This window comes from Citrobacter sp. Cf132 (assembly GCF_030333885.1).
GTDB classification, from domain to species: domain Bacteria; phylum Pseudomonadota; class Gammaproteobacteria; order Enterobacterales; family Enterobacteriaceae; genus Citrobacter; species Citrobacter freundii.
Window position 1 is genome coordinate 33,645 of sequence record NZ_JAOWFA010000049.1, and the last position, 25,881, is coordinate 59,525.

General features: G+C 54.3%; 19 protein-coding genes and 1 riboswitch. Of the genes, 5 read left to right on the top strand and 14 right to left on the bottom strand.

What is annotated here, in order from left to right:
• Genes rsmA through lptD form a run of 4 tightly spaced genes read right to left on the bottom strand, consistent with a single transcriptional unit; the run spans nucleotide 1 to nucleotide 5,501 of the window.
• Nucleotides 1-822 carry a 16S rRNA (adenine(1518)-N(6)/adenine(1519)-N(6))-dimethyltransferase RsmA gene (gene rsmA / locus OGV85_RS07780; protein WP_003018865.1) on the bottom strand — a complete coding sequence of 274 codons (822 nt, stop codon included), beginning with the start codon at nucleotides 820-822 and terminating at the stop codon, nucleotides 1-3.
• A complete protein-coding gene (gene pdxA / locus OGV85_RS07785) occupies nucleotides 815-1,807 on the bottom strand; it encodes a 4-hydroxythreonine-4-phosphate dehydrogenase PdxA (protein ID WP_032948498.1) in 993 nt (330 codons plus the stop codon). Before pdxA ends, rsmA begins: the two co-directional genes overlap by 8 nt.
• On the bottom strand, nucleotides 1,807-3,093 hold the full coding sequence (gene surA / locus OGV85_RS07790; RefSeq protein WP_032948500.1) for a peptidylprolyl isomerase SurA: 1,287 nt from the start codon (nucleotides 3,091-3,093) through the stop codon (nucleotides 1,807-1,809). Before surA ends, pdxA begins: the two co-directional genes overlap by 1 nt.
• Before the next feature lie 53 nt (nucleotides 3,094-3,146).
• On the bottom strand, nucleotides 3,147-5,501 hold the full coding sequence (gene lptD / locus OGV85_RS07795) for an LPS assembly protein LptD (protein WP_032948502.1): 2,355 nt from the start codon (nucleotides 5,499-5,501) through the stop codon (nucleotides 3,147-3,149).
• Nucleotides 5,502-5,756: 255 nt separating this feature from the next.
• On the opposite strand from lptD, the gene djlA reads away from it, so the two are divergent.
• On the top strand, nucleotides 5,757-6,572 hold the full coding sequence (gene djlA, locus OGV85_RS07800) for a co-chaperone DjlA (protein WP_003845702.1): 816 nt from the start codon (nucleotides 5,757-5,759) through the stop codon (nucleotides 6,570-6,572).
• A gap of 95 nt (nucleotides 6,573-6,667) precedes the next feature.
• Here djlA and rluA read toward each other — a convergent pair whose 3' ends face one another.
• The 6 genes from rluA to araB form a co-directional block, all read right to left on the bottom strand.
• Nucleotides 6,668-7,327: a bifunctional tRNA pseudouridine(32) synthase/23S rRNA pseudouridine(746) synthase RluA gene (gene rluA, locus OGV85_RS07805; protein WP_032948503.1), complete on the bottom strand. Its 660-nt coding sequence runs from the start codon at nucleotides 7,325-7,327 to the stop codon at nucleotides 6,668-6,670.
• A gap of 11 nt (nucleotides 7,328-7,338) precedes the next feature.
• Complete coding sequence (gene rapA, locus OGV85_RS07810; RefSeq protein WP_003837386.1) at nucleotides 7,339-10,245, bottom strand: RNA polymerase-associated protein RapA; 2,907 nt, start codon at nucleotides 10,243-10,245, stop codon at nucleotides 7,339-7,341.
• 131 nt (nucleotides 10,246-10,376) lie between these two features.
• Entirely contained in the window at nucleotides 10,377-12,728 is a 2,352-nt protein-coding gene (gene polB, locus OGV85_RS07815) for a DNA polymerase II (protein WP_048219732.1), read from the bottom strand.
• Between the two features lie 91 nt (nucleotides 12,729-12,819).
• Nucleotides 12,820-13,515: an L-ribulose-5-phosphate 4-epimerase gene (gene araD / locus OGV85_RS07820; protein WP_003018841.1), complete on the bottom strand. Its 696-nt coding sequence runs from the start codon at nucleotides 13,513-13,515 to the stop codon at nucleotides 12,820-12,822.
• A 97-nt stretch (nucleotides 13,516-13,612) separates the two neighbouring features.
• Nucleotides 13,613-15,115: an L-arabinose isomerase gene (gene araA, locus OGV85_RS07825; protein ID WP_032948509.1), complete on the bottom strand. Its 1,503-nt coding sequence runs from the start codon at nucleotides 15,113-15,115 to the stop codon at nucleotides 13,613-13,615.
• Nucleotides 15,116-15,125: 10 nt separating this feature from the next.
• Nucleotides 15,126-16,835: a ribulokinase gene (araB, locus tag OGV85_RS07830; protein WP_061548368.1), complete on the bottom strand. Its 1,710-nt coding sequence runs from the start codon at nucleotides 16,833-16,835 to the stop codon at nucleotides 15,126-15,128.
• A gap of 339 nt (nucleotides 16,836-17,174) precedes the next feature.
• Here araB and araC point away from each other — a divergent pair, with 339 nt between their 5' ends.
• Both araC and OGV85_RS07840 read left to right on the top strand, forming a co-directional pair.
• Nucleotides 17,175-18,020, top strand: a complete 846-nt coding sequence (gene araC / locus OGV85_RS07835) for an arabinose operon transcriptional regulator AraC (RefSeq protein WP_061548367.1) — start codon at nucleotides 17,175-17,177, stop codon at nucleotides 18,018-18,020.
• Between the two features lie 119 nt (nucleotides 18,021-18,139).
• Complete coding sequence (locus OGV85_RS07840; RefSeq protein ID WP_003837398.1) at nucleotides 18,140-18,907, top strand: DedA family protein; 768 nt, start codon at nucleotides 18,140-18,142, stop codon at nucleotides 18,905-18,907.
• Between the two features lie 47 nt (nucleotides 18,908-18,954).
• Here the strand turns inward: OGV85_RS07840 and thiQ are convergent, their stop codons facing one another.
• The 4 genes from thiQ to sgrR form a co-directional block, all read right to left on the bottom strand.
• Nucleotides 18,955-19,653 carry a thiamine ABC transporter ATP-binding protein ThiQ gene (gene thiQ, locus OGV85_RS07845; RefSeq protein WP_003018829.1) on the bottom strand — a complete coding sequence of 233 codons (699 nt, stop codon included), beginning with the start codon at nucleotides 19,651-19,653 and terminating at the stop codon, nucleotides 18,955-18,957.
• Nucleotides 19,637-21,247, bottom strand: coding sequence for a thiamine/thiamine pyrophosphate ABC transporter permease ThiP (thiP, locus tag OGV85_RS07850; protein ID WP_061548366.1), 1,611 nt, complete (start codon nucleotides 21,245-21,247; stop codon nucleotides 19,637-19,639). Before thiP ends, thiQ begins: the two co-directional genes overlap by 17 nt.
• Complete coding sequence (gene thiB, locus OGV85_RS07855; protein ID WP_003018823.1) at nucleotides 21,223-22,206, bottom strand: thiamine ABC transporter substrate binding subunit; 984 nt, start codon at nucleotides 22,204-22,206, stop codon at nucleotides 21,223-21,225. The genes thiP and thiB overlap by 25 nt, the downstream gene beginning before the upstream one ends.
• Nucleotides 22,207-22,236: 30 nt before the next feature.
• Nucleotides 22,237-22,360, bottom strand: a riboswitch (TPP riboswitch).
• A 33-nt stretch (nucleotides 22,361-22,393) separates the two neighbouring features.
• Nucleotides 22,394-24,049: an HTH-type transcriptional regulator SgrR gene (gene sgrR, locus OGV85_RS07860; RefSeq protein ID WP_003837406.1), complete on the bottom strand. Its 1,656-nt coding sequence runs from the start codon at nucleotides 24,047-24,049 to the stop codon at nucleotides 22,394-22,396.
• Nucleotides 24,050-24,148: 99 nt separating this feature from the next.
• Between sgrR and sgrT the strand changes: the two genes are divergently transcribed.
• Nucleotides 24,149-24,277, top strand: coding sequence for a glucose uptake inhibitor SgrT (sgrT, locus tag OGV85_RS07865; RefSeq protein WP_003018817.1), 129 nt, complete (start codon nucleotides 24,149-24,151; stop codon nucleotides 24,275-24,277).
• Between the two features lie 373 nt (nucleotides 24,278-24,650).
• Nucleotides 24,651-25,829 carry a sugar efflux transporter gene (locus tag OGV85_RS07870; protein ID WP_057063555.1) on the top strand — a complete coding sequence of 393 codons (1,179 nt, stop codon included), beginning with the start codon at nucleotides 24,651-24,653 and terminating at the stop codon, nucleotides 25,827-25,829.
• Nucleotides 25,830-25,881 lie beyond the last annotated feature (52 nt).

A 25,881-nucleotide genomic window follows, 5' to 3' on the forward strand; every position in this document is an offset into this window, starting at 1 on the left:
TTAACTCTCCTTCGATGGCGCGTTTTCTGACAGATAGTTAGCCATCCGGCAGTATTGCGCGACAGAGATATTTTCCGCTCGCATCGCCGGATCAACGCCCAGCTCTGTCAGTACTTCAACGCTAAATAGGTTGCCGAGACTGTTACGTACCGTTTTACGGCGCTGATTAAACGCTTCGGTGGTAATACGGCTCAGCACACGAACATCTTTAACCGGGTACGGCATCGTCGCGTGAGGGACCAGACGCACAACAGCTGAATCAACTTTAGGCGCTGGCGTAAATGCGGAAGGCGGTACTTCAAGTACCGGGATCACATTGCAGTAATACTGCGCCATGACGCTTAATCGACCATACGCTTTACTGTTTGGCCCTGCAACCAGACGATTGACCACCTCTTTTTGCAACATGAAATGCATGTCGGCAATGGCATCAGTATAGGAAAAAAGATGGAACATGAGTGGCGTGGAGATGTTGTACGGCAGGTTGCCGAATACGCGCAGCGGCTGACCCATCGTTTGTGCCAGTTCGCCGAAGTTCATGGTCATGGCATCTTGCTGATAAATCGTCAGCTTCGGCCCTAAAAACGGGTGCGTTTGCAGGCGCGCGGCGAGATCGCGGTCCAGTTCAATGACCGTGAGCTTGTCCAGACGTTCGCCTACTGGTTCGGTCAATGCCGCCAGGCCTGGGCCGATTTCGACCATAGCCTGACCTTTCTGCGGGTTGATAGCAGAGACAATACTTTCGATCACAAACTGATCGTTGAGGAAGTTCTGCCCGAAACGTTTACGGGCTAAATGGCCCTGATGGACTCGATTATTCATTGGTATTAACAATCATTTTGATGGCGAGATTAAGCGCCGTAATAAAACTGCCGACATCTGCTTGTCCACGGCCCGCGAGTTCAAGTGCGGTGCCGTGATCGACGGATGTGCGAATAAAGGGCAGGCCCAGCGTGATATTCACACCGCGACCAAATCCCTGGTATTTTAGCACGGGTAGACCCTGATCGTGGTACATTGCCAGCACGGCATCCGCGTGGTCGAGATATTTGGGCTGAAAAAGCGTATCTGCGGGCAGCGGGCCGTTTAATTTCATCCCCTGCGCACGCAGTTCATCGAGTACCGGAATGAGGGTGTCTATCTCTTCCGTTCCCATATGACCGCCTTCACCAGCATGCGGGTTAAGACCGCACACCAGAATATGTGGATCGGCAATGCCGAACTTAGTGCGTAAATCATGATGTAAAATGCCGATCACTTCCTGAAGTAGGGCGGGCGTAATGGCGTCGGCAACGGCTCTGAGCGGCAAATGCGTGGTTGCCAGGGCAACGCGCAGTTCTTCGGTCGCCAGCATCATAACAACTTTCTTTGCCTGTGAGCGCTCTTCAAAAAACTCGGTATGCCCGGTAAACGGAACGCCTGCGTCATTGATTACGCCCTTGTGAACCGGACCGGTGATCAACGCCGCAAACTCACCTTGCAGGCAACCATCGCAGGCGCGAGCCAGCGTATCCACCACATATTGCCCGTTTTCTACCGCCAACTGACCCGCGACAGCAGGTGCCCGCAGCGCAACCGGTAACAGCGTCAATGTGCCTGCTGATTGCGGTCTGGCTGGGGTATCTGGAGAGTAGGGGAGGAGTGAAAGCGGTAAACCGAGCATTGCTGCCCGGTCACTGAGAAGTCCTGCATCCGCACAGACAACGAGTTCTACAGGCCAATCGCGCTGGGCGAGCTGAACCACCAGGTCCGGGCCAATCCCGGCGGGTTCGCCGGGAGTGATAACAACGCGTTGAGTACGAGCCATTAGTTGCTCAGAACTTTAACGTAAGCGCTGGCGCGCTGTTCCTGCATCCAGGTTGCTGCTTCTTCCGAGAATTTACGGTTCATCAGCATACGGTAAGCTCTGTCTTTCTGCGCCGCGTCAGTTTTATCAACGTTACGCGTGTCCAGCAGTTCGATCAGATGCCAACCGAAAGAGGAGTGCACCGGGGCGCTCATCTGGCCTTTATGAAGTTTGGTCAGCGCATCGCGGAAAGCTGGGTCGAAAATATCCGCTGCAGCCCAACCCAGATCGCCGCCCTGGTTGGCAGAGCCTGGATCCTGAGAAAACTCTTTAGCGGCTGCCGCGAAGGTAGTTTTACCGCTCTTAATATCTGCCGCGATTTGTTCCAGCTTCAGACGCGCCTGCTGATCGGTCATGATCGGCGACGGCTTAAGCAGAATATGGCGGGCGTGAACTTCAGTCACGGAGATGCTCTGGCTTTGGCCACGCATATCATTGACTTTCAGGATGTGGAAGCCGACACCTGAACGAATTGGGCCGATGATATCGCCTTTTTTCGCAGTGCTTAACGCCTGGGCGAAGATACCCGGCAGCTCCTGAATACGTCCCCAACCCATCTGGCCGCCTTTTAGCGCCTGCTGGTCAGCGGAATAAGTAATAGCCAGTTTGCCGAAATCACTACCGTTACGCGCTTCATCAACAACAGAGCGCGCCTGGCTTTCAGCCGCGTTAACCTGCTCGGAAGTTGGGTTTTCCGGTAATGGGATCAGAATGTGGCTCAGGTTCAGTTCGGTGCTGGCATCGTTTTGGTTGCCTACCTGTTGCGCCAGGGCATCCACTTCCTGAGGCAGGATAGTGACGCGACGGCGAACTTCGTTGTTACGCACTTCAGAGATGGTCATCTCTTTGCGGATCTGGCTACGATAGGTCGAATAGCTTAAACCATCCTGTGCCAGACGACTGCGCATCTGATCCAGCGTCATGTTGTTCTGCTTGGCGATGTTGGCAATAGCCTGATCCAACTGCTCGTCAGAGATTTTAACACCCATCTTCTGACCCATTTGCAGGAGGATTTGATCCATGATCAAACGTTCCAGGATCTGATGACGCAGCGTGGCGTCGTCCGGTAACTGCTGACCAGCCTGACCCGCATTAAGTTTTACTGACTGCATTAAGCCATCGACGTCGCTTTCGAGAACGACGCCGTTATTGACGACGGCTGCGACTTTATCGACTACCTGTGGGGCAGCGAAACTGGTATTCGCGATCATGGCGATACCGAGAAGCAGCGTTTTCCAGTTCTTCATACTTTTTCCATTTCAATTAACCGCGATGCGGATTACGTTGTAAATCAATCAGATCATAAAGAGCTTTGATACGGCAAAATGTTTGAACGCAACATTTGGTTGGTGCCGAGACCGTAGTTGGAGCTCAGGCCGCGCAGTTCGATATTAAAGCCGATCGTGTTGTCATAAATCGCGTGTTTCTGGGTGTTATCCCAGCCGTTCAGCTTACGTTCGTAACCGAAGCGAATGGCGTAACAGCAGGAGTTGTACTGCAGCCCCAGCATTGAATCTGCTTCTTTGTTCACGTTGGTATCGAAGTAGTAAGCGCCAACAATCGACCAACGGTCGGCGATTGGGAAGCTTGCCACTGCGCCCACCTGTGAGATCCCGTTTTTATACTGCTCTGCCGTAGAGTAGTAAGACGGCAGAGTAGCCTGGATATACTCCGAGCTGGCATAACGGTAGTTCAACTGCAGCATACGGTTTTCGTCGCGACGATATTCGATACTGCTGCTACTGGTTGCAACGCTGTCCAGACGGGTATCGTACTGGATCCCACTGCGTAAACCCCAGCGATCGGAGATGCGCCAGTAGGTGTCACCCGCCCATACCAGTGAGCCCGTTTTGTCGTCATTCTCCCATTTAATGTTGTCATCGCCGGTGCGAGACTCGGTGAAATAGTAGATTTGACCCACGGATATATTAAAACGTTCAACGGCTGCGTCATCATAAACGCGAGATGTGACCCCAGTCGTGACCTGGTTGGCGGAGGCAATGCGGTCCAGACCGCCATAGGTACGGTCACGGAACAGGCCGCTATAGTCAGATTGCAGCAGGGACGAGTCATAGTTATAGATATGACTTTGGTCGCGATACGGTACGTACAGGTACTGCGCGCGCGGCTCCAGCGTCTGGGTATAACCCGGCGCCAGCATTTGCATGTCACGCTCAAACACCATCTTGCCGTCAACTTTAAACTGCGGCATGACGCGGTTAGCTGAATCATCGAGCTTGGTGGTGTTATTCGCGTTGTACCAATCCAGATTAGTCTGCTGATAGTGCGTTGCCAGCAGTTTTGCTTCGGTATTGATACTTCCCCAGTTGTTCGACAATGGCAGATTGATGGTCGGTTCAAGGTGAACGCGCGTCGCTTCCGGCATGTTGTCGTTGGTGTTAACGAAGTGCACCGCCTGACCATAAATACGGGTATCAAACGGACCAACGTCATTCTGGTAGTAGTTGACGTCTAACTGCGGCTGCGCAGAGTAGCTGTTACTGTTTTGCGCGTCGAAGACCTGGAACTGCTTGGTCGAAACCGTGGCATCAAAGTTCTGTACCGCGTAGCCGACGCTGAATTTTTGCGTGGCGTAGCCGTCGGTACTGGAACCGTATTTGTTATCGAAATCATTAAAGTAGCTGGTGTCGCTGACCTTGGTATAGTCGACGTTGAAACGCCACACCTGGTCCAGTACACCGGCGTGCTGCCAGTAGAACAACCAGCGACGCGAATTGTCATCCTTCGGATGTTCGTCCTCATACACTTTATCGGAGTTCAGATAGTCGAACTCCATCAGGCCCGCACCTGCTTGCGTCAGGTAGCGGAATTCGTTCTCCCACATGATCCCGCCACGACGGTGCATATAATGTGGCGTGATGGTGGCGTCCATGTTGGGCGCAATGTTCCAGTAATACGGCAGGTAGAACTCAAAATAGTTATTGGTGGAATATTTTGCGTTCGGGATCAGGAAACCGGAACGGCGCTTATCGCCGACGGGTAACTGTAAATAAGGACTGTAAAAGACCGGAACCGGACCCAGTTTAAAACGGGCGTTCCAGATCTCTGCGACCTGTTCTTCACGGTCGTGGATCACTTCGCTACCGACGACGCTCCAGGTATCGGAACCTGGCAGACAGGAGGTAAAGCTACCGTTTTCCAGAATGGTATAACGGTTTTCCCCACGCTGTTTCATCAGATCGGCTTTCCCGCGCCCCTGACGGCCCACCATCTGGTAATCACCTTCCCAGATGTTGGTATCTTTGGTATTCAGATTAGACCAGCCCTTCGGTCCCTTCAGAATAACCTGATTGTCATCATAATGGACGTTGCCCAGCGCATCGACGGTACGTATTGGCTCCGGCTGGCCTTCAGCCTGCTTCTGATGAAGCTGTACTTCGTCGGCCTGCAGGCGGCTGTTACCCTGTGCGATGTCCACGTTGCCGGTAAACACCGCGTCATCGGGATAATTCCCTTTAGCGTTGTCGGCATTGATGGTGACGGGTAATTCATTAGTCTCGCCCTGTACCAGAGGACGGTCATAGCTCGGCACGCCCAGCATACACTGTGAGGCGAGATCGGCTGCCAGGCCCTGATGGCTATAGAGGGCACTGGCAATCATGGTGGCCAGAAGAGTGGGAATACGTTTTTTCATACGTTGTATTTATTGTTCCATCATCAGTAGCGTCGCGCGTGACAAACGGTCACAGCCTAACTTATCTCATCTTCACTGCGCTAGTGTTAATCCTGCCCATTTAGGCATCCGTGGTGTTAGGCACGGCATTGAATGACAGGTATGATAATGCAAATTATAGGCGATGTCCCACAATTGACCGCAGCCGTAAATCGGTAAAAGCACCTTATATTGTGGGACATAGCCTGGCTGAGAGCATAAAGATTTGGGGAGTCTATGCAGTATTGGGGAAAGATAATTGGTGTAGCCGTGGCCTTAATGATGGGTGGCGGCTTCTGGGGTGTGGTTCTGGGGCTGTTAGTTGGCCACATGTTCGACAAAGCCCGCATGCGCAAAATGGCGTGGTTTGCCAACCAACGTGAACGCCAGGCGCTGTTTTTTGCCACCACTTTTGAGGTGATGGGACATCTGACCAAATCCAAAGGTCGCGTCACGGAAGCCGATATTCATATCGCCAGCCAGTTGATGGATCGGATGAATTTGCACGGTGACTCGCGAACGGCTGCACAACACGCCTTCCGGGTAGGAAAATCGGATAATTATCCATTACGTGAAAAGATGCGTCAGTTTCGCAGCGTCTGTTTTGGTCGATTCGATCTGATCCGCATGTTTCTGGAAATTCAAATCCAGGCGGCATTTGCCGATGGGTCGTTACATCCTAATGAGCGTGAAGTGCTGTATGTGATTGCTGAAGAGTTGGGGATCTCACGTACCCAATTTGATCAGTTCCTGCGCATGATGCAGGGCGGCGCACAGTTTGGCGGCGGATATCAGCAGCAGTCTGGCGGCGGTGGCTGGCAGCAGGCGCAACGCGGCCCAACGCTGGAAGACGCCTGTAATGTGTTGGGTGTGAAAACGACCGATGATGCGACTACCATAAAGCGCGCTTACCGTAAGCTGATGAGCGAGCACCATCCGGACAAACTGGTCGCGAAAGGTCTGCCGCCAGAGATGATGGAAATGGCGAAGCAAAAAGCGCAGGAAATCCAGAAGGCTTACGAGTTAATCAAAGAACAAAAAGGCTTTAAATAATAATTATGCCGGATGCGGCTAGCGCCTTATCCGGCCTACGGTAATGAATGTAGGCCGGGCAAGCGAAGCGCCCCCGGCATAAATTGGCTCAGAATTTAAAAGTCCGCCGGGACTTTAAACGTCATACTGTTGCCGTATTCGGGATGCGTGATGGTTAGCATCTCGGCGTGCAGCAGCAGGCGGGGTGCCAACGCCAGCGCTTCGGGCGGAGCATAGAAGCGATCGCCGAGGATTGGATGCCCTAACGCCAGCATATGCACACGCAGCTGGTGGGAGCGTCCGGTAATCGGTTTAAGCACGACCCGGGCGGTGTTATCCGCCGTGAACTCCACCACCTCATACTCTGTCTGCGCTGATTTCCCGGTCTCATAACACACTTTTTGCTTTGGCCTGTTCGGCCAGTCGCAAATCAGCGGTAAATCAACCAGACCCTCGGCCGGAGCGGGATGCCCCCAGACGCGTGCAACATACTGTTTTTTCGGTTCGCGCTCGCGAAACTGGCGTTTTAGCTCGCGCTCTGCCGCTTTGGTTAGCGCGACTACAATCACGCCGCTGGTGGCCATATCCAGACGATGGACGGATTCAGCCTGCGGATAATCGCGCTGAATACGCGTCATCACGCTGTCTTTGTGCTCATCCAGACGACCCGGCACAGACAACAAACCGCTCGGCTTGTTGACCACCATAATGTGCTCATCCTGATACAGGATGACCAACCAGGGTTCCTGCGGCGGATTGTAGTTTTCCATCCCCATGTATGGCTCCGTTACTGATGCGTCACGACGATCAGGCGCAGGGCATCCAGACGCCAGCCCGCCTGATCCAGGCTTTCCATCACCTGCTGACGGTTGCTTTCAATTGCGCTGAGTTCGTCATCACGGATGTTCGGGTTAACGGCACGCAGCGCTTCCAGACGGGAGAGTTCCGCAGTCAGTTTTTCGTCCGCTTCTTTACGCGCCGCGTCGATCAGCGCGCGGGCTGATTTTTCCACCTGTGCTTCACCGAGTTGCAGAATAGCATGAACGTCCTGCTGCACGGCGTTGACCAGTTTACTGCCGGTGTGGCGGTTAACGGCGCTGAGCTGACGGTTAAAGGTTTCGAACTCAACCTGTGCAGCGAGGTTATTGCCGTTTTTATCCAGCAGCATACGTACCGGCGTTGGCGGCAGGAAGCGGTTCAGCTGCAGCTGTTTCGGCGCTTGCGCTTCAACCACATACACCAGCTCAACCAACAGAGTTCCGACCGGTAATGCTTTATTTTTCAACAACGAAATGGTGCTACTGCCGGTGTCGCCAGAGAGGATAAGATCCAGACCATTACGGATTAACGGATGCTCCCAGGTAATAAACTGAGCGTCTTCACGCGACAGAGCGACATCACGCTCAAACGTAATGGTGCAGCCATCTTCCGGCAATCCAGGGAAATCTGGCACCAGCATATGATCGGACGGTGTCAGCACGATCAAATTGTCACCACGGTCATCCTGATTAATACCAACGATATCAAACAGGTTCATGGCGAAGGCGATCAGGCTGGTATCATCGTCCTGTTCTTCAATACTCTCAGCCAGTGCCAGCGCTTTTTCACCGCCGTTAGAGTGGATCTCCAGCAGACGATCGCGACCTTGCTCCAGCTGAGCTTTCAGCGCGTCATGTTGTTCGCGACAGGTTTTGATCAGATCGTCAAAGCCATCGGTATTTTCTGGTTCAGCCAGGTAGCCGATCAGATTGTTATAGACCGTGTCGTAGATGGTACGGCCGGTCGGGCAGGTATGTTCAAACGCATCCAGACCTTCATGGTACCAGCGCACCAGCACGGATTGTGCGGTTTTTTCCAGGTACGGAACGTGGATCTGAATATCATGTGCCTGACCAATACGGTCCAGGCGGCCAATACGCTGTTCCAGCAGGTCCGGGTTGAACGGCAGGTCAAACATCACCAGATTGCTGGCGAACTGGAAGTTACGCCCTTCGGAGCCGATTTCAGAACACAGCATTACCTGGGCGCCGCTATCTTCTTCGCTAAACCAGGCTGCGGCGCGGTCACGCTCAATGATCGACATCCCTTCATGGAACACGGCAGCGCGGATACCTTCGCGCTCGCGCAGAACCTGCTCCAGCTGAAGCGCGGTGGTGGCTTTTGCACAGATAACTAATACTTTTTGCGAGCGGTGGCTGGTCAGATAGCCCATCAGCCATTCCACGCGCGGGTCAAAGTTCCACCAGGTGCCGGTATCGCCTTCGAATTCCTGATAAATCTGTTCCGGGTAGAGCATATCGCGCGCCCGGTCTTCCGCGCTTTTACGCGCACCCATAATGCCGGAGACTTTAATCGCCGTCTGGTATTGGGTCGGCAGCGGCAGCTTGATGGTGTGCAGCTCGCGTTTTGGGAAGCCTTTCACACCATTACGGGTGTTACGGAACAGCACGCGGCTGGTGCCATGGCGGTCCATCAGCATCGAAACCAGCTCCTGACGCGCGCTCTGGGCATCTTCGCTGTCGCTGTTTGCCGCCTGCAATAGCGGCTCAATGTCCTGCTCGCCAATCATGTCGCCTAACATGTTCAGCTCACTGTTACTCAGCTTGTTGCCTGCCAGTAACATAGCGACGGCGTCGGCGACCGGACGATAATTTTTTTGCTCTTCAACAAACTGGGCGAAATCGTGAAAACGGCTGGGGTCCAGCAGGCGCAGACGAGCAAAGTGACTTTCCATGCCCAGCTGCTCCGGTGTAGCGGTTAGCAGCAGGATGCCCGGCACACGTTCTGCCAGTTGTTCAATGGCCATATATTCGCGGCTGGGCGCGTCTTCGCTCCACACCAGGTGATGCGCTTCATCGACGATCAGCAGATCCCATTCGGCGTCACACAGATGCTCCAGGCGCTGTTTACTGCGACGGGCAAAGTCCAGCGAGCAGATGACCAGTTGTTCGGTTTCAAATGGGTTGTAGGCATCGTGCTGCGCTTCTGCATAACGCTCATCATCAAACAGTGCAAAACGCAGGTTGAAGCGACGCAGCATTTCGACCAGCCACTGGTGCTGTAATGTCTCCGGGACGATGATCAGCACGCGCTCTGCGGCGCCGGACAGCAGTTGTTGATGCAGGATCATCCCGGCTTCAATGGTTTTACCTAAACCCACTTCGTCTGCCAGTAAAACGCGAGGGGCATGACGACGGCCAACATCATGGGCAATGTTCAGTTGGTGAGGGATCAGGCTGGTACGTTGACCACGCAACCCACTCCACGGCATACGGTATTGTTCGCTCTGAAATTTACGGGCGCGATAGCGCAGAGCAAAGCGATCCATGCGGTCAATCTGGCCGGCAAACAGGCGATCTTGTGGTTTGCTGAATACCAGTTTGCTGTCGAGTAGTACTTCACGCAGCATGACACCGGTTTCTTCGGTATCCAGGCGGGTTCCGATATAGGCAAGCAGGCCGTTTTCTTCTTTTACTTCATCGACATGCAGTTGCCAGCCTTCATGGCTTGTTATCGTATCGCCAGGATTGAACATCACGCGGGTCACGGGGGAATCACTGCGCGCATACAGACGGTTTTCGCCCGTCGATGAGAAAAGTAATGTGACGGTTCGCGCATCCATGGCGACAACGGTACCAAGTCCCAATTCGCTTTCTGTATCGCTGATCCAGCGTTGACCAAGTGTAAAAGGCATATATGTTCGGCTCTATATCTTTAGTTGCAGGCAATACTCACCCTCTGCCAGAGTAAAGTGGCAGCAAGTGTATTGGGGTCCAGGAATGGAAAGGGCGCTATGGTACTGGATGGCGACGGTTTCGTCACGCGTCAAAATAACCCCAGTTGCCCTGTGAGTAGTGTAGCAAAATTATCGTCAATAAAGGGAAGAATTCCCTCGGCAACGGGTTGGATCTGGCGTGTCAGATAATGCTCGTAATCGAGCGCAGATAGCTGATAATCAACAGGTTCTGGGCCATTGACCGTCCAGACATATTTTATGGTTCCGCGATTTTGATACTGCGGTGGACGCCCCAGCTTTACATTCTGCTCATCGGCGAGGCGCGCGGCGCGCACGTGTGGTGGAACATTTCGCTGGTATTCGCTTAACGGGCGGCGCAGGCGCTTGCGGTACACCAGTTGTTCATCCATTTCACCGGCCATCAGACGGTCAATAGTCTCGCGAACAAACTCCTGATAAGGTTCGTTACGAAAAATTCGCAGGTATAGCTCCTGCTGAAACTGTTGGGCCAGCGGCGTCCAGTCGGTTCGTACCGTTTCCAGTCCCTTAAACACCATACGTTGCTCAGCGCCGTCCTGAATCATCCCTGCATAGCGTTTTTTACTGCCGGTATCTGCACCGCGAATGGTCGGCATCAGAAAGCGACAAAAATGGGTTTCAAATTCCAGCTCCAGCGCACTGGTCAGGTTTTGTTGTTTCAGCGACTGCGCCCACCAGTCGTTGACGTAGCTCACCAGCTCACGGCCAATCCGGGCGGCATCATCTTCTGAGTGCGCCTTTTTCAGCCAGACAAAGGTCGAGTCGGTATCGCCATAGATAACGTCGTAACCCTGAGCTTCAATCAGCGCTTTGGTCTGGCGCATGATCGCATGGCCGCGCATGGTAATGGACGAGGCCAGTCTCGGGTCGAAAAAGCGACAGGCGGTGGTTCCCAGCACGCCGTAAAATGCGTTCATGATGATTTTCAGCGCCTGCGAGAGCGGCTTATTGCCGCGGCGTTTTGCTTCATCGCGACCATGCCAGATCCGGGTCACGATTTCCGGCAGGCAGTGCTTTTCACGTGAGAACCAGGCGTCAAGGAACCCTTCGGTGCTGTGCTCCGGATCCGGCTGCGCCATTCCTTCGATAAGCCCCACCGGATCGATTAAAAAAGTACGAATTATTGAGGGGTACAGGCTTTTGTAATCCAGCACCAGTACCGAGTCGTATAAGCCGGGGCGCGAGTCCATCACGTAGCCACCGGGGCTGGCGTGCGCGGGGACTTCACCCAGGTTCGGTGCCACATAACCCGCCCGGTGCATTCGTGGCAGGTAGAGATGTCCGAAGGCGGCAACTGAACCACCGTGCCGGTCGACCGGCAGACCGTTGACCGTGGATCGTTCCAGCAGAAATGGCATGATCTCGGTTTTATGAAAAATACGCGTGACCAACTCACAGTCTTTGAGATTGTAGGTGGCGAGCGCGGGCTTATCCTGGGCAAACCGGCGATCGATTTCGTCCATCCTGTCCCAGGGATTATCAATTGACTTCCCTTCGCCCAGTAGCTCCTGCGACACCGTCTCCAGCGAAAATGACGAGAAATTCCAGAATGCGGATTTGAGCGCCTCAATGCCGTCGATAATCAGGCGACCTTTAGCCTGCGCGAAGAACACGCCGTTTTTGAAGCCATGCTCGCGCCACTCCAGCTCGCTATTGTCACGACCAAAACGCAGGGGAATGCGGTAACGTTCGGCGTGCTTTTGCAGGACGCGTAAATCGAATTGCACGACGTTCCAGCCGATTATCACATCAGGATCGTGACGGGCAATCCAGTCATTGAGCTTTTCCAACAACTGCGGGCGGCTTGCAACGTACTCAAGTTCAAAATCCAGCGCAGAGGCATCACCGTTTGCCGGGCCGAGCATATAGACAATACGCTGCCCACAGCCCTCAAGACCGATGCAGTAGAGTTCGCCGTGGCGCGTGGTTTCGATATCCAGCGATACCCATTTTAGCGGTGGTCGATAGTCAGGGTTCGGCTTCAGGCGGGCATTAACCAGCATGTCGTCATGTCTGTCGCCTTCGACCCAAACAGGGGAGGTGATAAAGCGCTCCATTAGATACCGCTCCGGCGGCCGTACGTCAGCTTCGTAGACGGTGACTGCGTTTTCGCGCAGCAGTTTTTCCAGCCGCATAAGCTGGCGATGTGAGCGGCAATACAGGCCGGAAACGGGCTGGCGGTGGAAGTCTTGCAACTGAAGAGGCGTCAGGCGATAGCCGTTTTCAGTACGTAATAGTGAGGTGACGCGAGGAACCTGACTGGTGGGAATAAACGCGACTGACTCCTGTGGCGCAAGCGTGACCTGCAGCGGCCCATCGTCTGTAGCCAGCCAGAATGAGACCTCAGTTCCCTGCGGAGTGTCCCGCCAGTGTCGGGTTAGAATAAAGCCTGCCTGCGCCACGCTGTGTATCCATTAAAAAACCAGGCATTATTATAGCCTGGTTCTGATAGATTGGCTGTGATTTTATACAGTTGTTATGTGTCAGCAGGGACTATTGCCCGTAGTAGGCTTTAGCACCATGTTTACGCAGGTAATGCTTATCTAACAGGGTTTGTTGCATATCTGGCAATTGCGGCGCGAGCTGGCGACAGAAGATCCCCATGTAGGCGACTTCTTCCAGCACGATGGCGTTATGCACCGCATCTTCGGCATTTTTTCCCCAGGCAAACGGACCGTGAGAGTGCACTAGCACGCCAGGCATCTGCGCGGCGTCAATACCTTGTTTCTCAAAGGTTTCAACGATTACATTGCCGGTTTCCCATTCATATTCGCCGTTGATTTCTTCGTCGGTCATTTTCCGTGTGCAGGGAATCGAACCGTAGAAATAGTCCGCATGGGTGGTACCCGTGGCCGGAATCGACTGACCCGCCTGCGCCCAGATGGTTGCATGACGCGAATGGGTGTGAACAATGCCGCCAATGGTCGGGAATGCCTGATACAGCAGTCGGTGCGTTGGGGTATCGGAAGAGGGCTTCTTCTGGCCTTCGACTACTTCACCCGTGGCGATACTGACTACCACCATATCGTCTGCGGTCATTACGCTGTAATCGACCCCGGAAGGTTTAATCACAAACACGCCGCGCTCGCGATCGACGGCGCTGACGTTCCCCCAGGTCAGGGTGACCAGATTGTGCTTAGGCAACGCCAGATTGGCTTCCAGTACCTGACGTTTAAGATCTTCTAGCATGTTAACTCCTGAATGCCGGATGGCGCTTCGCTTATCCGGCCTACGGTGATTTGTAGGCCCGGTAAATGAAATGCCACCGGGCAATCCGTTTCGACAATTAACGTTTGAACCCGTAATACACTTCGTTCCAGCGCAGCGCGTCCTTAAAGGCCGGCAGGCGGGTATCGTTATCGATCACCGCGATCTCGATATCGTGCATTTCAGCGAACTGGCGCATATCGTTCAGATCCAGCGCGTGGCTGAACACGGTGTGGTGCGCGCCACCAGCCAGGATCCAGGCTTCAGATGCAGTTGGAAGATCCGGGTGAGCTTTCCACAGCGCGTTAGCTACAGGCAGTTTCGGCAGGGAGTGCGGTGTTTGTACCGTGTCGATGCAGTTAACCAGCAGGCGAAAACGATCGCCGAGATCGATCAAGCTGGCAACCACGGCCGGGCCGGTTTTAGTGTTGAAGATCAGACGGGCGGGATCGTCTTTACCACCAATGCCGAGGTGTTGTACGTCGAGGATCGGTTTCTCTTCCACCGCGATGGACGGGCAAACTTCCAGCATGTGCGAACCGAGTACCAGATCGTTGCCTTTCTCGAAGTGGTAGGTGTAATCCTCCATAAATGAGGTGCCGCCCTGCAGACCGGTTGACATCACCTTCATGATGCGAAGCAGAGCGGCGGTTTTCCAGTCGCCTTCGCCCGCAAAGCCATAGCCTTGCTGCATCAGACGCTGTACGGCCAGACCCGGGAGCTGTTTCAGGCCGTGTAAATCTTCAAATGTGGTGGTGAAGGCGTGGAATCCACCCTGTTCCAGGAAGCGCTTCATCCCCAGTTCAATACGGGCCGCTTCCAGGACGTTCTGACGTTTTTCACCGTGGACTTGCGTCGCCGCCGTCATGGTGTAGGTGCTTTCGTACTCATCGATTAGCGCGTTGATTTCGCCGTCGCTAATTGCGTTCACTACCTGCACCAGATCGCCCACGGCCCAGGTGTTTACCGAGAAGCCGAACTTGATCTGCGCAGCGACTTTATCGCCATCGGTGACCGCAACTTCACGCATGTTGTCGCCAAAGCGACAGACTTTCAGGTGGCGGGTATCCTGTTTGGACACGGCCTGGCGCATCCAGGAGCCAATGCGTTCATGCGCTTGTTTATCCTGCCAGTGACCGGTGACCACGGCATGCTGCTGACGCATACGTGCGCCGATGAAGCCGAACTCACGACCGCCGTGCGCAGTCTGGTTCAGGTTCATAAAGTCCATATCAATGCTGTCCCACGGCAGGGCGGCGTTGAACTGGGTGTGGAACTGCATCAGCGGTTTGTTGAGGATAGTCAGGCCGTTAATCCACATTTTGGCCGGGGAGAAGGTATGCAGCCAGACCACCATCCCTGCACAGCGATCGTCGTAGTTAGCGTCACGACAGATAGCGGTAATCTCGTCAGGGGAAGTGCCCAGCGGTTTTAATACCAGCTTACAGGGCAGTTTGGCTTCAGTATTCAGTGCGTTAACGACGTGCTCCGCATGTTGGGTTACCTGACGCAGGGTTTCAGGGCCATACAGATGCTGACTACCAATCACAAACCACACTTCATAGTTATCAAAAATCGTCATTGTCGTGTCCTTAATGTGTCAGGGTTGCCAGGTCTACCGGGGCTTGTTGCGCCGGAGCGGCAGTCGGAAGGTATTGTTGTTCAGCGCTTACCGCCCAGTGCTGATAGCGGCGGTAGAGTTGTTCAAAACGTTGAGCCTGCTCTGGGCGAGGTTGCAGCGTGTTTTCCACGGCGCTTGCCATTTGCTGCTGAGCGGCTGGGATATCGACGTGTACTTTCGCGGCAACGGCAGCGAAGATAGCCGCACCGAGTGCGCAGCACTGGTCTGAAGCGACAATCTGTAGCGGGCGGTTCAGCACGTCACAGCAGGCCTGCATGATGACCGGGTTTTTGCGCGCGATACCGCCAAGCGCCATTACGTTGTTAACCGCAATGCCTTGTTCGGTGAAGCATTCCATAATGGCGCGTGCGCCAAAGGCCGTGGCGGCAATCAGCCCACCGAACAGCGCTGGCGCGTCAGTTGCCAGGTTCAGATCGGTAATTACCCCTTTCAAACGCTGGTTGGCATTGGGCGTACGGCGACCGTTGAACCAGTCGAGCACCACTGGGAGATGCTCCAGTGATGGATTTTTCGCCCAGGCTTCAGTGAGTGCAGGCAGCAGCTGTTTTTGACTGGCTTTAATCTGGGGCTGCAGTTCCGGATGCTGTGCGGCAAGCTGTTCCAGAGGCCAGCTCAGCACGCGGCTAAACCAGGCATAGATATCGCCGAATGCGGACTGGCCAGCTTCGAGGCCAATAAAATCAGGCACTACGCTGCCATCAACCTGGCCGCAAATGCCTTTCACCGCGCGTTCGCCAACGCTGTGTTTGTCGGCAATCAGAATGTCGCAGGTCGACGTGCCGATGACTTTCACCAGCGTGTTAGGCTGTGCGCCTGCGCCAACCGCGCCCATATGGCAGTCAAAAGCACCGCCTGCAATCACCACGCTTTCCGGTAGCCCCAGGCGCTGTGCCCACTCGGCGCATAGGGTGCCAACCGGCAGATCCGCGGTGAAGGTATCGGTAAACATTGGGTATTGCAGATGGCGGTTGAGGATGGGATCGAGTTCGTCAAAGAAACTGGCTGGCGGCAGACCACCCCAGCTTTCATGCCACAGTGATTTATGTCCGGCGCTGCAGCGACCGCGACGAATATCCTGTGGGCGTACGGTGTTGGAGAGCAGGGCCGGAACCCAATCGCATAGCTCAATCCACGAGACCGCAGCTTCGGCTACCGCATGGTCCTGACGAGTTACATGCAGGATTTTGGCCCAGAACCATTCGCTGGAATAAATGCCGCCGATATAGCGGGAGTAATCGATCTTGCCCGGTGTGTGGCACAGGCGGGTGATTTCTTCGGCTTCTTCTACTGAGGTGTGATCTTTCCACAGGACAAACATTGCATTCGGGTTTTCCGCGAACTCCGGACGCAGTGCCAGTACGTTACCGTCTGCATCGATGGGCGCCGGGGTTGAGCCGGTACTGTCAACGCCGATCCCGACCACTTCCGCGCGCTGTTCAGCGCTCAGTTCGGCCAATACGGTTTTCAGCGCCGCTTCCATGGATTCAATGTAGTCGCGCGGATGATGGCGAAACTGGTTGTTTGGGCCATCGCAATACTGCCCTTCCTGCCAACGTGGATACCACTCAACGCTGGTGGCGATCTCTTCGCCGGTGGCACATTCCACCGCCAAAGCGCGTACTGAATCACTACCAAAATCGAGGCCAATTGCAATCGCCATCGTCTTACTCCATCCAAAAATACGGGTATGGATAAACAGTAGTGAGTAGCGATAAAAACCGTCAGGCAGGATCCGCTAATCTTATGGATTAAAATGCTGTGGCATCACAAAGTGTGACGCTGTGCAAATAATCAATGTGGACATTCCTGCCGTAGTTATAGACACTTTTGTTAGCCGATTTTGACGTTGGCGTAGTACATGTTTTTTACAAAGAGCTTTTCACAAGCGGGATTGGTGGTCCATTACCGCAAATACAGCGGCCCGCAGGGGCGACAGCGATGATGTCTGGCGTAATATGGACAAATTGTTTCTTGGCAGGACATAGGGAGTATTGAAATTATGGCTGAAACGCAAAACGATCCCCTGTTGCCAGGTTATTCGTTTAACGCGCATTTGGTGGCCGGATTAACCCCCATTGAGGCGAACGGATACCTGGATTTTTTTATCGACAGGCCGCTGGGTATGAAGGGTTATATCCTCAATCTCACCATCCGTGGCGAAGGGGTTATCAATAATCAGGGCAAGCAGTTTGTCTGCCGGCCTGGCGATATTCTGTTGTTTCCACCTGGAGAAATTCACCACTACGGACGCCACCCTGACGCCAGCGAGTGGTATCACCAGTGGGTTTACTTTCGCCCGCGCGCCTACTGGCAGGAGTGGCTGACCTGGCCAGCCATTTTTGCCCAGACCGGTTTTTTCCGCCCGGATGAAGCGCATCAGCCGCATTTTAACGAGCTGTTTGGGCAGATAATTAACGCCGGGCAGGGAGAAGGTCGTTATTCCGAACTGCTGGCGATTAATTTACTGGAACAATTATTGCTCCGACGTATGGAAGCCATCAATGAATCGCTACACCCGCCCATGGACAACCGCGTCCGCGATGCCTGCCAGTACATCAGCGATCACCTGGCGGACAGCAATTTTGATATCGCCAGCGTCGCGCAGCACGTCTGCCTGTCGCCTTCCCGTTTGTCGCATCTGTTCCGTCAGCAGTTAGGTATCAGCGTATTAAGCTGGCGCGAGGACCAGCGCATCAGCCAGGCGAAGCTATTACTGAGTACCACACGTATGCCCATTGCCACCGTAGGTCGCAATGTTGGCTTTGACGACCAGCTCTATTTCTCTCGTGTTTTCAAAAAATGTACCGGCGCCAGTCCGAGCGGGTTTCGTGCTGGATGTGAATAAAAAGTGAATGATGTATCCTGAAAGTTGTCATAACTCGCAATCTATTCAGACAATTGATGGCTTGACGAAGTTGAGAGGGGTTATCAAAATCCCTGCTTCGTAAATTTGACGGACACATTATGCAAGCATTGCTGGAACACTTTATTCTCCAGTCCGCCCTGTACTCTCTGATCGCCGTACTTCTGGTGGCTTTTTTGGAGTCGCTGGCGCTGGTTGGCCTGATTCTACCCGGGACCGTGATGATGGCGGGGCTGGGGGCGCTGATTGGCAGCGGCGAACTGAACTTCTGGCATGCCTGGCTTGCGGGCATTATAGGTTGCTTATTGGGGGATTGGATCTCTTTTTGGCTGGGCTGGCGCTTTAAAAAGCCATTGCACCGTTGGTCGTTCATGAAAAAGAACAAGGCGTTGCTGGATAAAACCGAGCACGCCCTGCATCAACACAGCATGTTTACTATTCTGGTAGGGCGTTTTGTCGGACCGACGCGTCCGCTGGTGCCGATGGTAGCAGGCATGCTGGATCTGCCTGTCGCTAAATTTATCGTCCCGAATATTATCGGCTGCGTGCTGTGGCCACCGTTCTACTTCCTGCCGGGGATCCTGGCGGGAGCGGCAATTGATATTCCTTCTGATATGCAGAGCGGGGATTTCAAATGGTTGCTGCTGGCGACGGCGGTGTTGCTCTGGGTGGGCGGCTGGTTTTGCTGGCGGCTATGGCGCAGTGGCAAAGCGGCTGTCGATCGCTTAACGGCGTATTTCCCCCGCAGCCGTTTGCTGTATCTGGCGCCGTTGACGCTCGGGATCGGCGTGGTCGCTCTGGTGGCGTTACTGCGCCATCCGCTGATGCCGGTGTATATCGATATTCTGCGCAAAGTGGTGGGTTACTGACGATTCCTTTGCCGGATAAGGCGTTCACGCCGTCATCCGGCAACGCATTATGCTTTAATGCCCAATAGCGCCGAGGCGCTAGCGTTACCGCTTAACAGATCGTCCGTATCGCCCTGCCAGGCGATGCGCCCGTCGGCGACCACAATCGAGCGGGGCGCAATTCGCGCCGCATCTTCTACGCTGTGGGAAACCATCAGTAACGTCAGTTGCTTCTCGCGACAGACTTCGGCCACCAGCGTTAGCATCTCCTGGCGCAGCGCGGGATCAAGTGCAGAGAACGGTTCATCAAGCAGTAAAATAGGTTGTTCCCGCACCAGACAACGCGCCAGCGCCACGCGCTGCCGCTGCCCGCCGGAAAGCTCACCGGGGAGGCGTTCCAGCAGAGAGTCGATCCCCATTTGCTGGGCGATGTGGAGTATTTTCTCCCGCTGCGATGCGTTAAGCTTCAATCCAGGATTCAGGCCCAGGCCGATGTTTTGCTGTACGCTCAGATGGCTGAACAGGTTGTTTTCCTGAAACAGCATAGAAACAGGACGGCGCGAGGGTGGTGTCGTGGTGTGATCTTCACCGTCAATCACCATGTTACCGCTGGCAGGCGTGAGAAAGCCGGCAATCAGATTCAGCAGCGTACTTTTCCCGGCGCCGCTGGGCCCGAGTATCGCTATCTGCTCACCGTGCGCGACCGACAGCGTAAAGCGCATGGGCAGATGGTGATAAAGCCATGTGATATCAATCAGTTTTAACATTTCGACCCGGCAATTTCTCAATAACGGTAAACAGCGTAAAGCACAGGATCAGCAGTAATAACGCCGTAACTGCGCCATCCTGACTGCGATAAGAGCCAATCTGCTGATATAAATAAAACGGCAGGGTGCGGAAATCCTCATTACCAAATAACGCCACTACGCCAAAATCGCCAATCGACAGCACGCAGGCAAACGCCATCGCCTGTGCCAGCGGGCGCTTCAGGGCGCGCAGTTCAACCACTTTCAGGCGCGACCATCCCTCAATGCCCAACGACTGGCACAACATACTATAGCGCGCAGTGACGTCACGCATTGGGTTTTCCAGCACCTTCAAAGCATAAGGGATCGCCATCAGCGCATTGGTAAAAATGACAATGCCGTCGGCAGATTCGGGAAGCCCAATAGTGTTATTGAGCAGCAGAAAGAAGCCGGTTGCCAGCACGATACCCGGCATGGCGAGGATCATCATGCCGCTCAGTTCCAGCATCTGACCTGCCAGCACCTGCTGTCGTGCACGAAGTTCACGGCTGCTCCATAACAGCATCATGGTGAGTATGACGCATAACGCTCCTGCTGCTAATGCGATGCGCAGCGAGGTTCCCAGCGCCTGCCATAGCACTGGCTGCATCAGTACATCCAGAATATGGCGGTTTAAGCCATCGACAATCACCGCCAGCAGAGGCGGCAGCAACAGCAACAGGGCCAGAATAATCAGGATTGCGTCAGTCAGTCGGCTGTGCAGGCGATCGTCAGGATCGCGCCAGCCTTGTACCAGGGTAGCACCGGGAGCAATCGCGCGGCTCAGACGTTGACTGAGGAGCACCAGCGCCAAACAACAAACCATCTGGATCAACGCCAGCATGGCTGCGCGGGCAGGATCGTAATCAAAATTCAGCGCCTGATAGATAGCCAGCTCGATGGTCGTAGCCTGTGGCCCGCCGCCCAGCGACAGAACGGTGGCGAAGCTGGCGAAGCACAGCATAAAGATGAGTGCTGCGACGGGCAGGATCTGACGACGCAGCCACGGCCATTCAACAAAACGGAAGAAATGCCAGCCACGCATACCCAACTGAGCGGCTAACTGCCGCTGTTCGCCGGGAATACTCTCCAGCGATTGTAACAGCAGGCGGCTGGCCATCGGCAGATTGAAAAAGACATGCGCCAGCAGAATGCCCTGTAAACCGTATGGCGAAAACGTCCACTCCAGCCCGAATGTATGCCAGAGTGAGGCCAACCAACCCTGGCGACCGTAGACGCTAAGAATACCGAATACCGCGACCAGCACCGGCAGGATTAACGTCATTGCGCACAGACGCAGCAGCGCCAGACGTCCTGGAAAACGGCGACGATAGAGCGCTCTGGCAAGGAAAATCGCCGGGACAACCGACAGCACAGCGGATAGAAAAGCCTGCCAGAAAGAAAAGCGCACCACGTGCCACAGGTAGTCATCTTGCCACAGCGAGAACCACTCTCCCTGCGGGGCGTTAAACCACAGTGCCAGAAACGCGGCCAGGGCAACGGCCACCATCAGCGTGGCGGCGGTAAGCCCTGGAACCAGCCAGCAGGGGATTAACGGCTGACGGCGCGTTGCCATTCGCTAATCCATGCCTGACGTTGAGTCGCAACCTGCTGCGGCGTAAATTCCAGCGCGGTGGTCGGTTTATTCAGTTGCTCGAATCCTGACGGCAGGGCGACTTGCGTCACGGGATACATCCAGTTGCCGGTCGGAATCGCATTCTGGAATGCCGGAGACACCATGAACTTCAGGAATTTCTCGGCCAGTTCCGGCTGCTTGCTGGCCGCGGTGCGGGCGGCGACTTCCACCTGCAAATAGTGGCCTTCACTAAAATTAGCAGCGGCGTAGTTGTCTTTTTTCTCGGCGATGATGTGATAGGCCGGAGAGGTGGTGTAGCTGAGCACCAGATCGCTTTCACCTTTCAGGAACAGGCCGTAGGCTTCGCTCCAGCCCTTGGTGACGGTGACGGTTTTGGCTGCCAGTTTCTGCCACGCCTCTGGCGCTTTATCACCATAGACTTTCTGCATCCATAGCAGCAGACCCAGACCTGGCGTGCTGGTGCGTGGATCCTGATAAATGACGCGCCATTTTTGGTCGCTCTCTACCAGTTCTTTCAGGCTTTTGGGCGGATTCTTCAGCTTGTTCTTATCATAAACGAAGGCGAAATAACCGTAGTCAAACGGCACGAAGGTATCGTTTTTCCAGCCGCCGGGTACGTTAACGGTGTCGTTGGTTACACCACTTTTGGCAAACAGTTTGGTTTGTGTGGCGGCTTCCAGAAGGTTGTTATCCAGACCCAGCACGACGTCGGCTTTGCTGTTTTTTCCTTCCATGCGCAGGCGGTTAAGCAGCGAGACGCCATCTTCCAGCGCGACCAGTTTCAGCTCGCAATTGCAGTCAGCTTCAAAGGCTTTTTTGATTGTTGGGCCCGGGCCCCAGTCCGCTGCGAACGAGTCGTAGGTATAGACGGTCAGTACAGGTTTGGCGAAGACAGGCGCTGCACACAGCAGTAAAAGCGGAAGACATTTTTTAAACACTTTGCACCTCAAGAGTTGGGTGGCAAAGGACTTGAGATAAGCCTCAAATCCCTTCGCCGGCATTATCCGGATCAGGTTCGACGGGTATCTCTCAGCCCATACGCAGATCGAATGATTTTGTGTATGTTTTTATTTAGCACCCCGTTGAGAACGGCGTTAGTGTAATGATTTTGTTGCTTAGCAGCAATTAAGGATCCGGCGGAGCAAACCACGCCGATTTAAAATCAAACCAGCCGAGGGTATTCATGCGCAGCCCGCGCATACTGCGCTGTCCCTGAATGATCAGCCAGTGGTGGATTAATGGCACAATGGCCTTTGTGGCGAGCAGCTGTTGGCACCATGCTGCCAGGCTCATTTCGCCCGTTCGCCAGCGAGCCGCATCGTTTTCCCAGTCCCGCGAGATACAGTTTTGCAGCAACGGGACTTCGCACAAATGGGCGAACAGTGAGAAGTCGAGCGGTAGGGTAAAGTTGGCGCTGTTGAGCCAGATATCGCTGACGATTTCACCTGCATGCCATTGATCGTAGTCGATCTCCTGAATATTCAACTGCACCTGATGTTGCGCGAGCAATGTCTTCATGATCTGCGCGATAATCCGGTGTTCGATGTGATCGCGATAGTAAGTGATTGTCAGCGTTTCCAGCCCGGCGGGTTTTTCACCATGGCCGGGTTTTGCGTGATGCCAGCGGGGGAGTAAACCATACGCGGGAAACCACAGTCGCTGGTACTGTTCGTCGGCGTGGCAGATTAAATTCGTTGGTGAGAGAATGCGGCTTACCCATTCACGGACCTCCTGGTTAGTGCCACGGTGGCTACGCGCATCAAACAGCAGGTAGTAGCAACCTTCTTCGAGGCGGCTTTCGATCGCCTTTTCATCCTCTGTGGGACCTTTTAGCGTTAACCCGCCGCCAGGCTCTTCTCCGATGTCGGGTAATACCCAAACGTTAACTTCGTCGATCAGGGCCCGGTAGCCAAAGTAATCATCAAATGCATGAATTTTCAGTTGGTTATTGGTGTTTCGTATTACCGCATACGGACCGGTACCAATCGGGTGACTGGAGAAGTTGTTTAGCGTTTCCCATTCCCGCGGCAGGATCATGGCGGGGACCTGCCCCAATAGCCAGGGAAGCCAGCGGTCTGGCTGGGCCAGATGGATATCCAGCGTCCAGGCCGTGGGAGAGACGATCTGCGTGATGTGTGAGTACAGCGGCAGGCTGTTAATGCGCATCAGTGAGGCGATAACATCTGCCATTTCCAGCTCGCGGCCATGATGAAAATGGATCCCCGGACGCAGGAAGAATCGCCAGTGTAAAGGTGAAATTTGCTGCCAGTGATGGGCAATGTCCGCTTCCAGTTCCCCATTTTCCTCATTTACCCGAATTAAGGCGCTGAAGATTTGCCGGGCGATATGGGTTTCGGAGCGGCGTAATGCCGTGCCGGGGAGCAGGTTGTGCATGGGGCGATAATAGAGAACGCGCATGATATGCCGACCCTGGCGAAAGCTGCGACCCAGATGGGAGACCAGCATTTGCCGTACGGCCGTTTTATCACCGACCAGTTGCACCAGTTGATCGATGCGATCCTGTTCCAGTAGGTCTTCCGCGCGCTGCTGCTGGAGCGCCAGCCCGGTATAGAGGAATGTCAGTCGCGAGCGTTTACCTCGTCCAACTTCAGCTTCCCACGTTAACCAGCCGCGATCTTGCATGGTATTAAGCAGCGTACGCATATGGCGGCGCGAGCAGCTCAGCAGATCCGCCAGCTCGTTGAGCGTCGTGTCTTGCGTTTTGCCGTCACAGCATTGCCACAGACGGATGAACTGTTGTTGCAAACGACCAGAAGACATAAAAGGGGAACTCCTGCGGAAAACTCAGCAATTTTATAATCCCTATATTAAGCCAATAATAGATTCCGATGAAGCGATGAGACAACGAAGGGGTCATCTATGCGTCAGTTCTGGTTGAAGTACTTTACCACGACGGAAAAATCGTCCTGGTTGGCTTGCCTGAGCGCACCGCAGCGCTTAAAGATGCTCGAAGAGCTGATGCAGTGGGAGATGACATCTGACTCCTGAATTGGAAATTGCAGACATCATGTGTGACTGAGTATTGGTGCAGGCTGTATCCTGCCATTATATCTGAGCATCGCTGGTGGCTATTTTTTCACATGGCAAGGCGCGAACAGTGAAATTTGATGAACCAAATAAGGTGTGAGCAACACAGCTATGTGAAAAAATGGCCCCAGCCCTCCGGGACGCGTGTAAAAAACGCATACTCTGCGTTGTCAGGCTTGGGAATAGATTTCTATACCCAGCGCCCTCCGCCTGGATTATGCGTTTTTTACCCAGCGTCGATGCCAGATATAATGGCAGGATACAGCCTCGTTCACCCGCCAGCAGGTATTATCTGCTGGCTTTTTTCGTTTCAGCTGCGCTTAAAAGGAAAGATATGCTCTGGATTATGACCATGGGACGGCGCCTCAACGGCGTTTACGCGGCATTTATGCTGGTCGCTTTTATGATGGGCGTGGCGGGGGCATTGCAGGCACCCACCCTGAGTCTGTTCCTGAGCCGTGAAGTCGGGGCGCAGCCATTTTGGGTCGGGCTGTTTTACACCGTCAATGCGATTGTCGGGATCGTCGTCAGCCTTTGCCTGGCGAAACGATCCGACAGCCAGGGCGATCGGCGTAAGTTGATCATGTTCTGCTGTCTGATGGCAATTGGCAATGCGCTGCTGTTTGCCTTTAATCGCCACTATCTCACGCTGATCACCTGCGGTGTGCTGCTGGCCTCGCTGGCGAACACCGCCATGCCGCAGCTGTTTGCGCTGGCGCGAGAATATGCTGATAACTCCGCGCGTGAAGTGGTGATGTTTAGCTCGGTGATGCGTGCGCAGCTTTCGTTGGCCTGGGTGATAGGACCGCCACTGGCATTCATGCTGGCGCTGAATTACGGCTTTACGGCGATGTTTTCCATTGCCGCAGGTATTTTTGCCATTAGCCTGGTGCTGATTGCGCTGATACTGCCGTCTGTCGCGCGGGTGGAGCAGCCTGTAGACGTGCCGCTGGAACAGACCGGCGGTTGGCAGGACAAAAATGTGCGTATGTTGTTTATTGCCTCCACGCTGATGTGGACCTGCAACACCATGTACATCATTGATATGCCACTGTGGATAAGTCTTGAACTGGGCTTGCCGGACAAGCTGGCCGGGATCCTGATGGGGACGGCGGCTGGGCTGGAAATTCCGGCGATGATTCTGGCAGGCTATTACGTGAAGCGCTTTGGTAAACGGCGAATGATGATCGCGGCCGTAGCGGCAGGCGTGCTGTTTTATATTGGTTTGATCTTCTTTCACAGCCGTACGGCGCTGCTGGTGCTGCAACTGTTTAACGCGGTATTTATCGGTATTATCGCCGGGATAGGCATGCTGTGGTTTCAGGATCTGATGCCCGGACGTGCGGGGTCAGCGACCACATTATTTACCAACAGTATTTCAACGGGAGTCATTCTGGCAGGGGTGATTCAGGGGGCAGTTGCGCAAAGCTACGGTCACTATGCCGTCTATTGGGTGATTGCGGTGATTGCGGTGGTTACGCTGTGGATGACCGGGCGGGTGAAGGACGTTTAGTCCGGCGCAGTCCTGGCGTCGCAGTGCCCGGACTGGCGATATTTTGCATTAG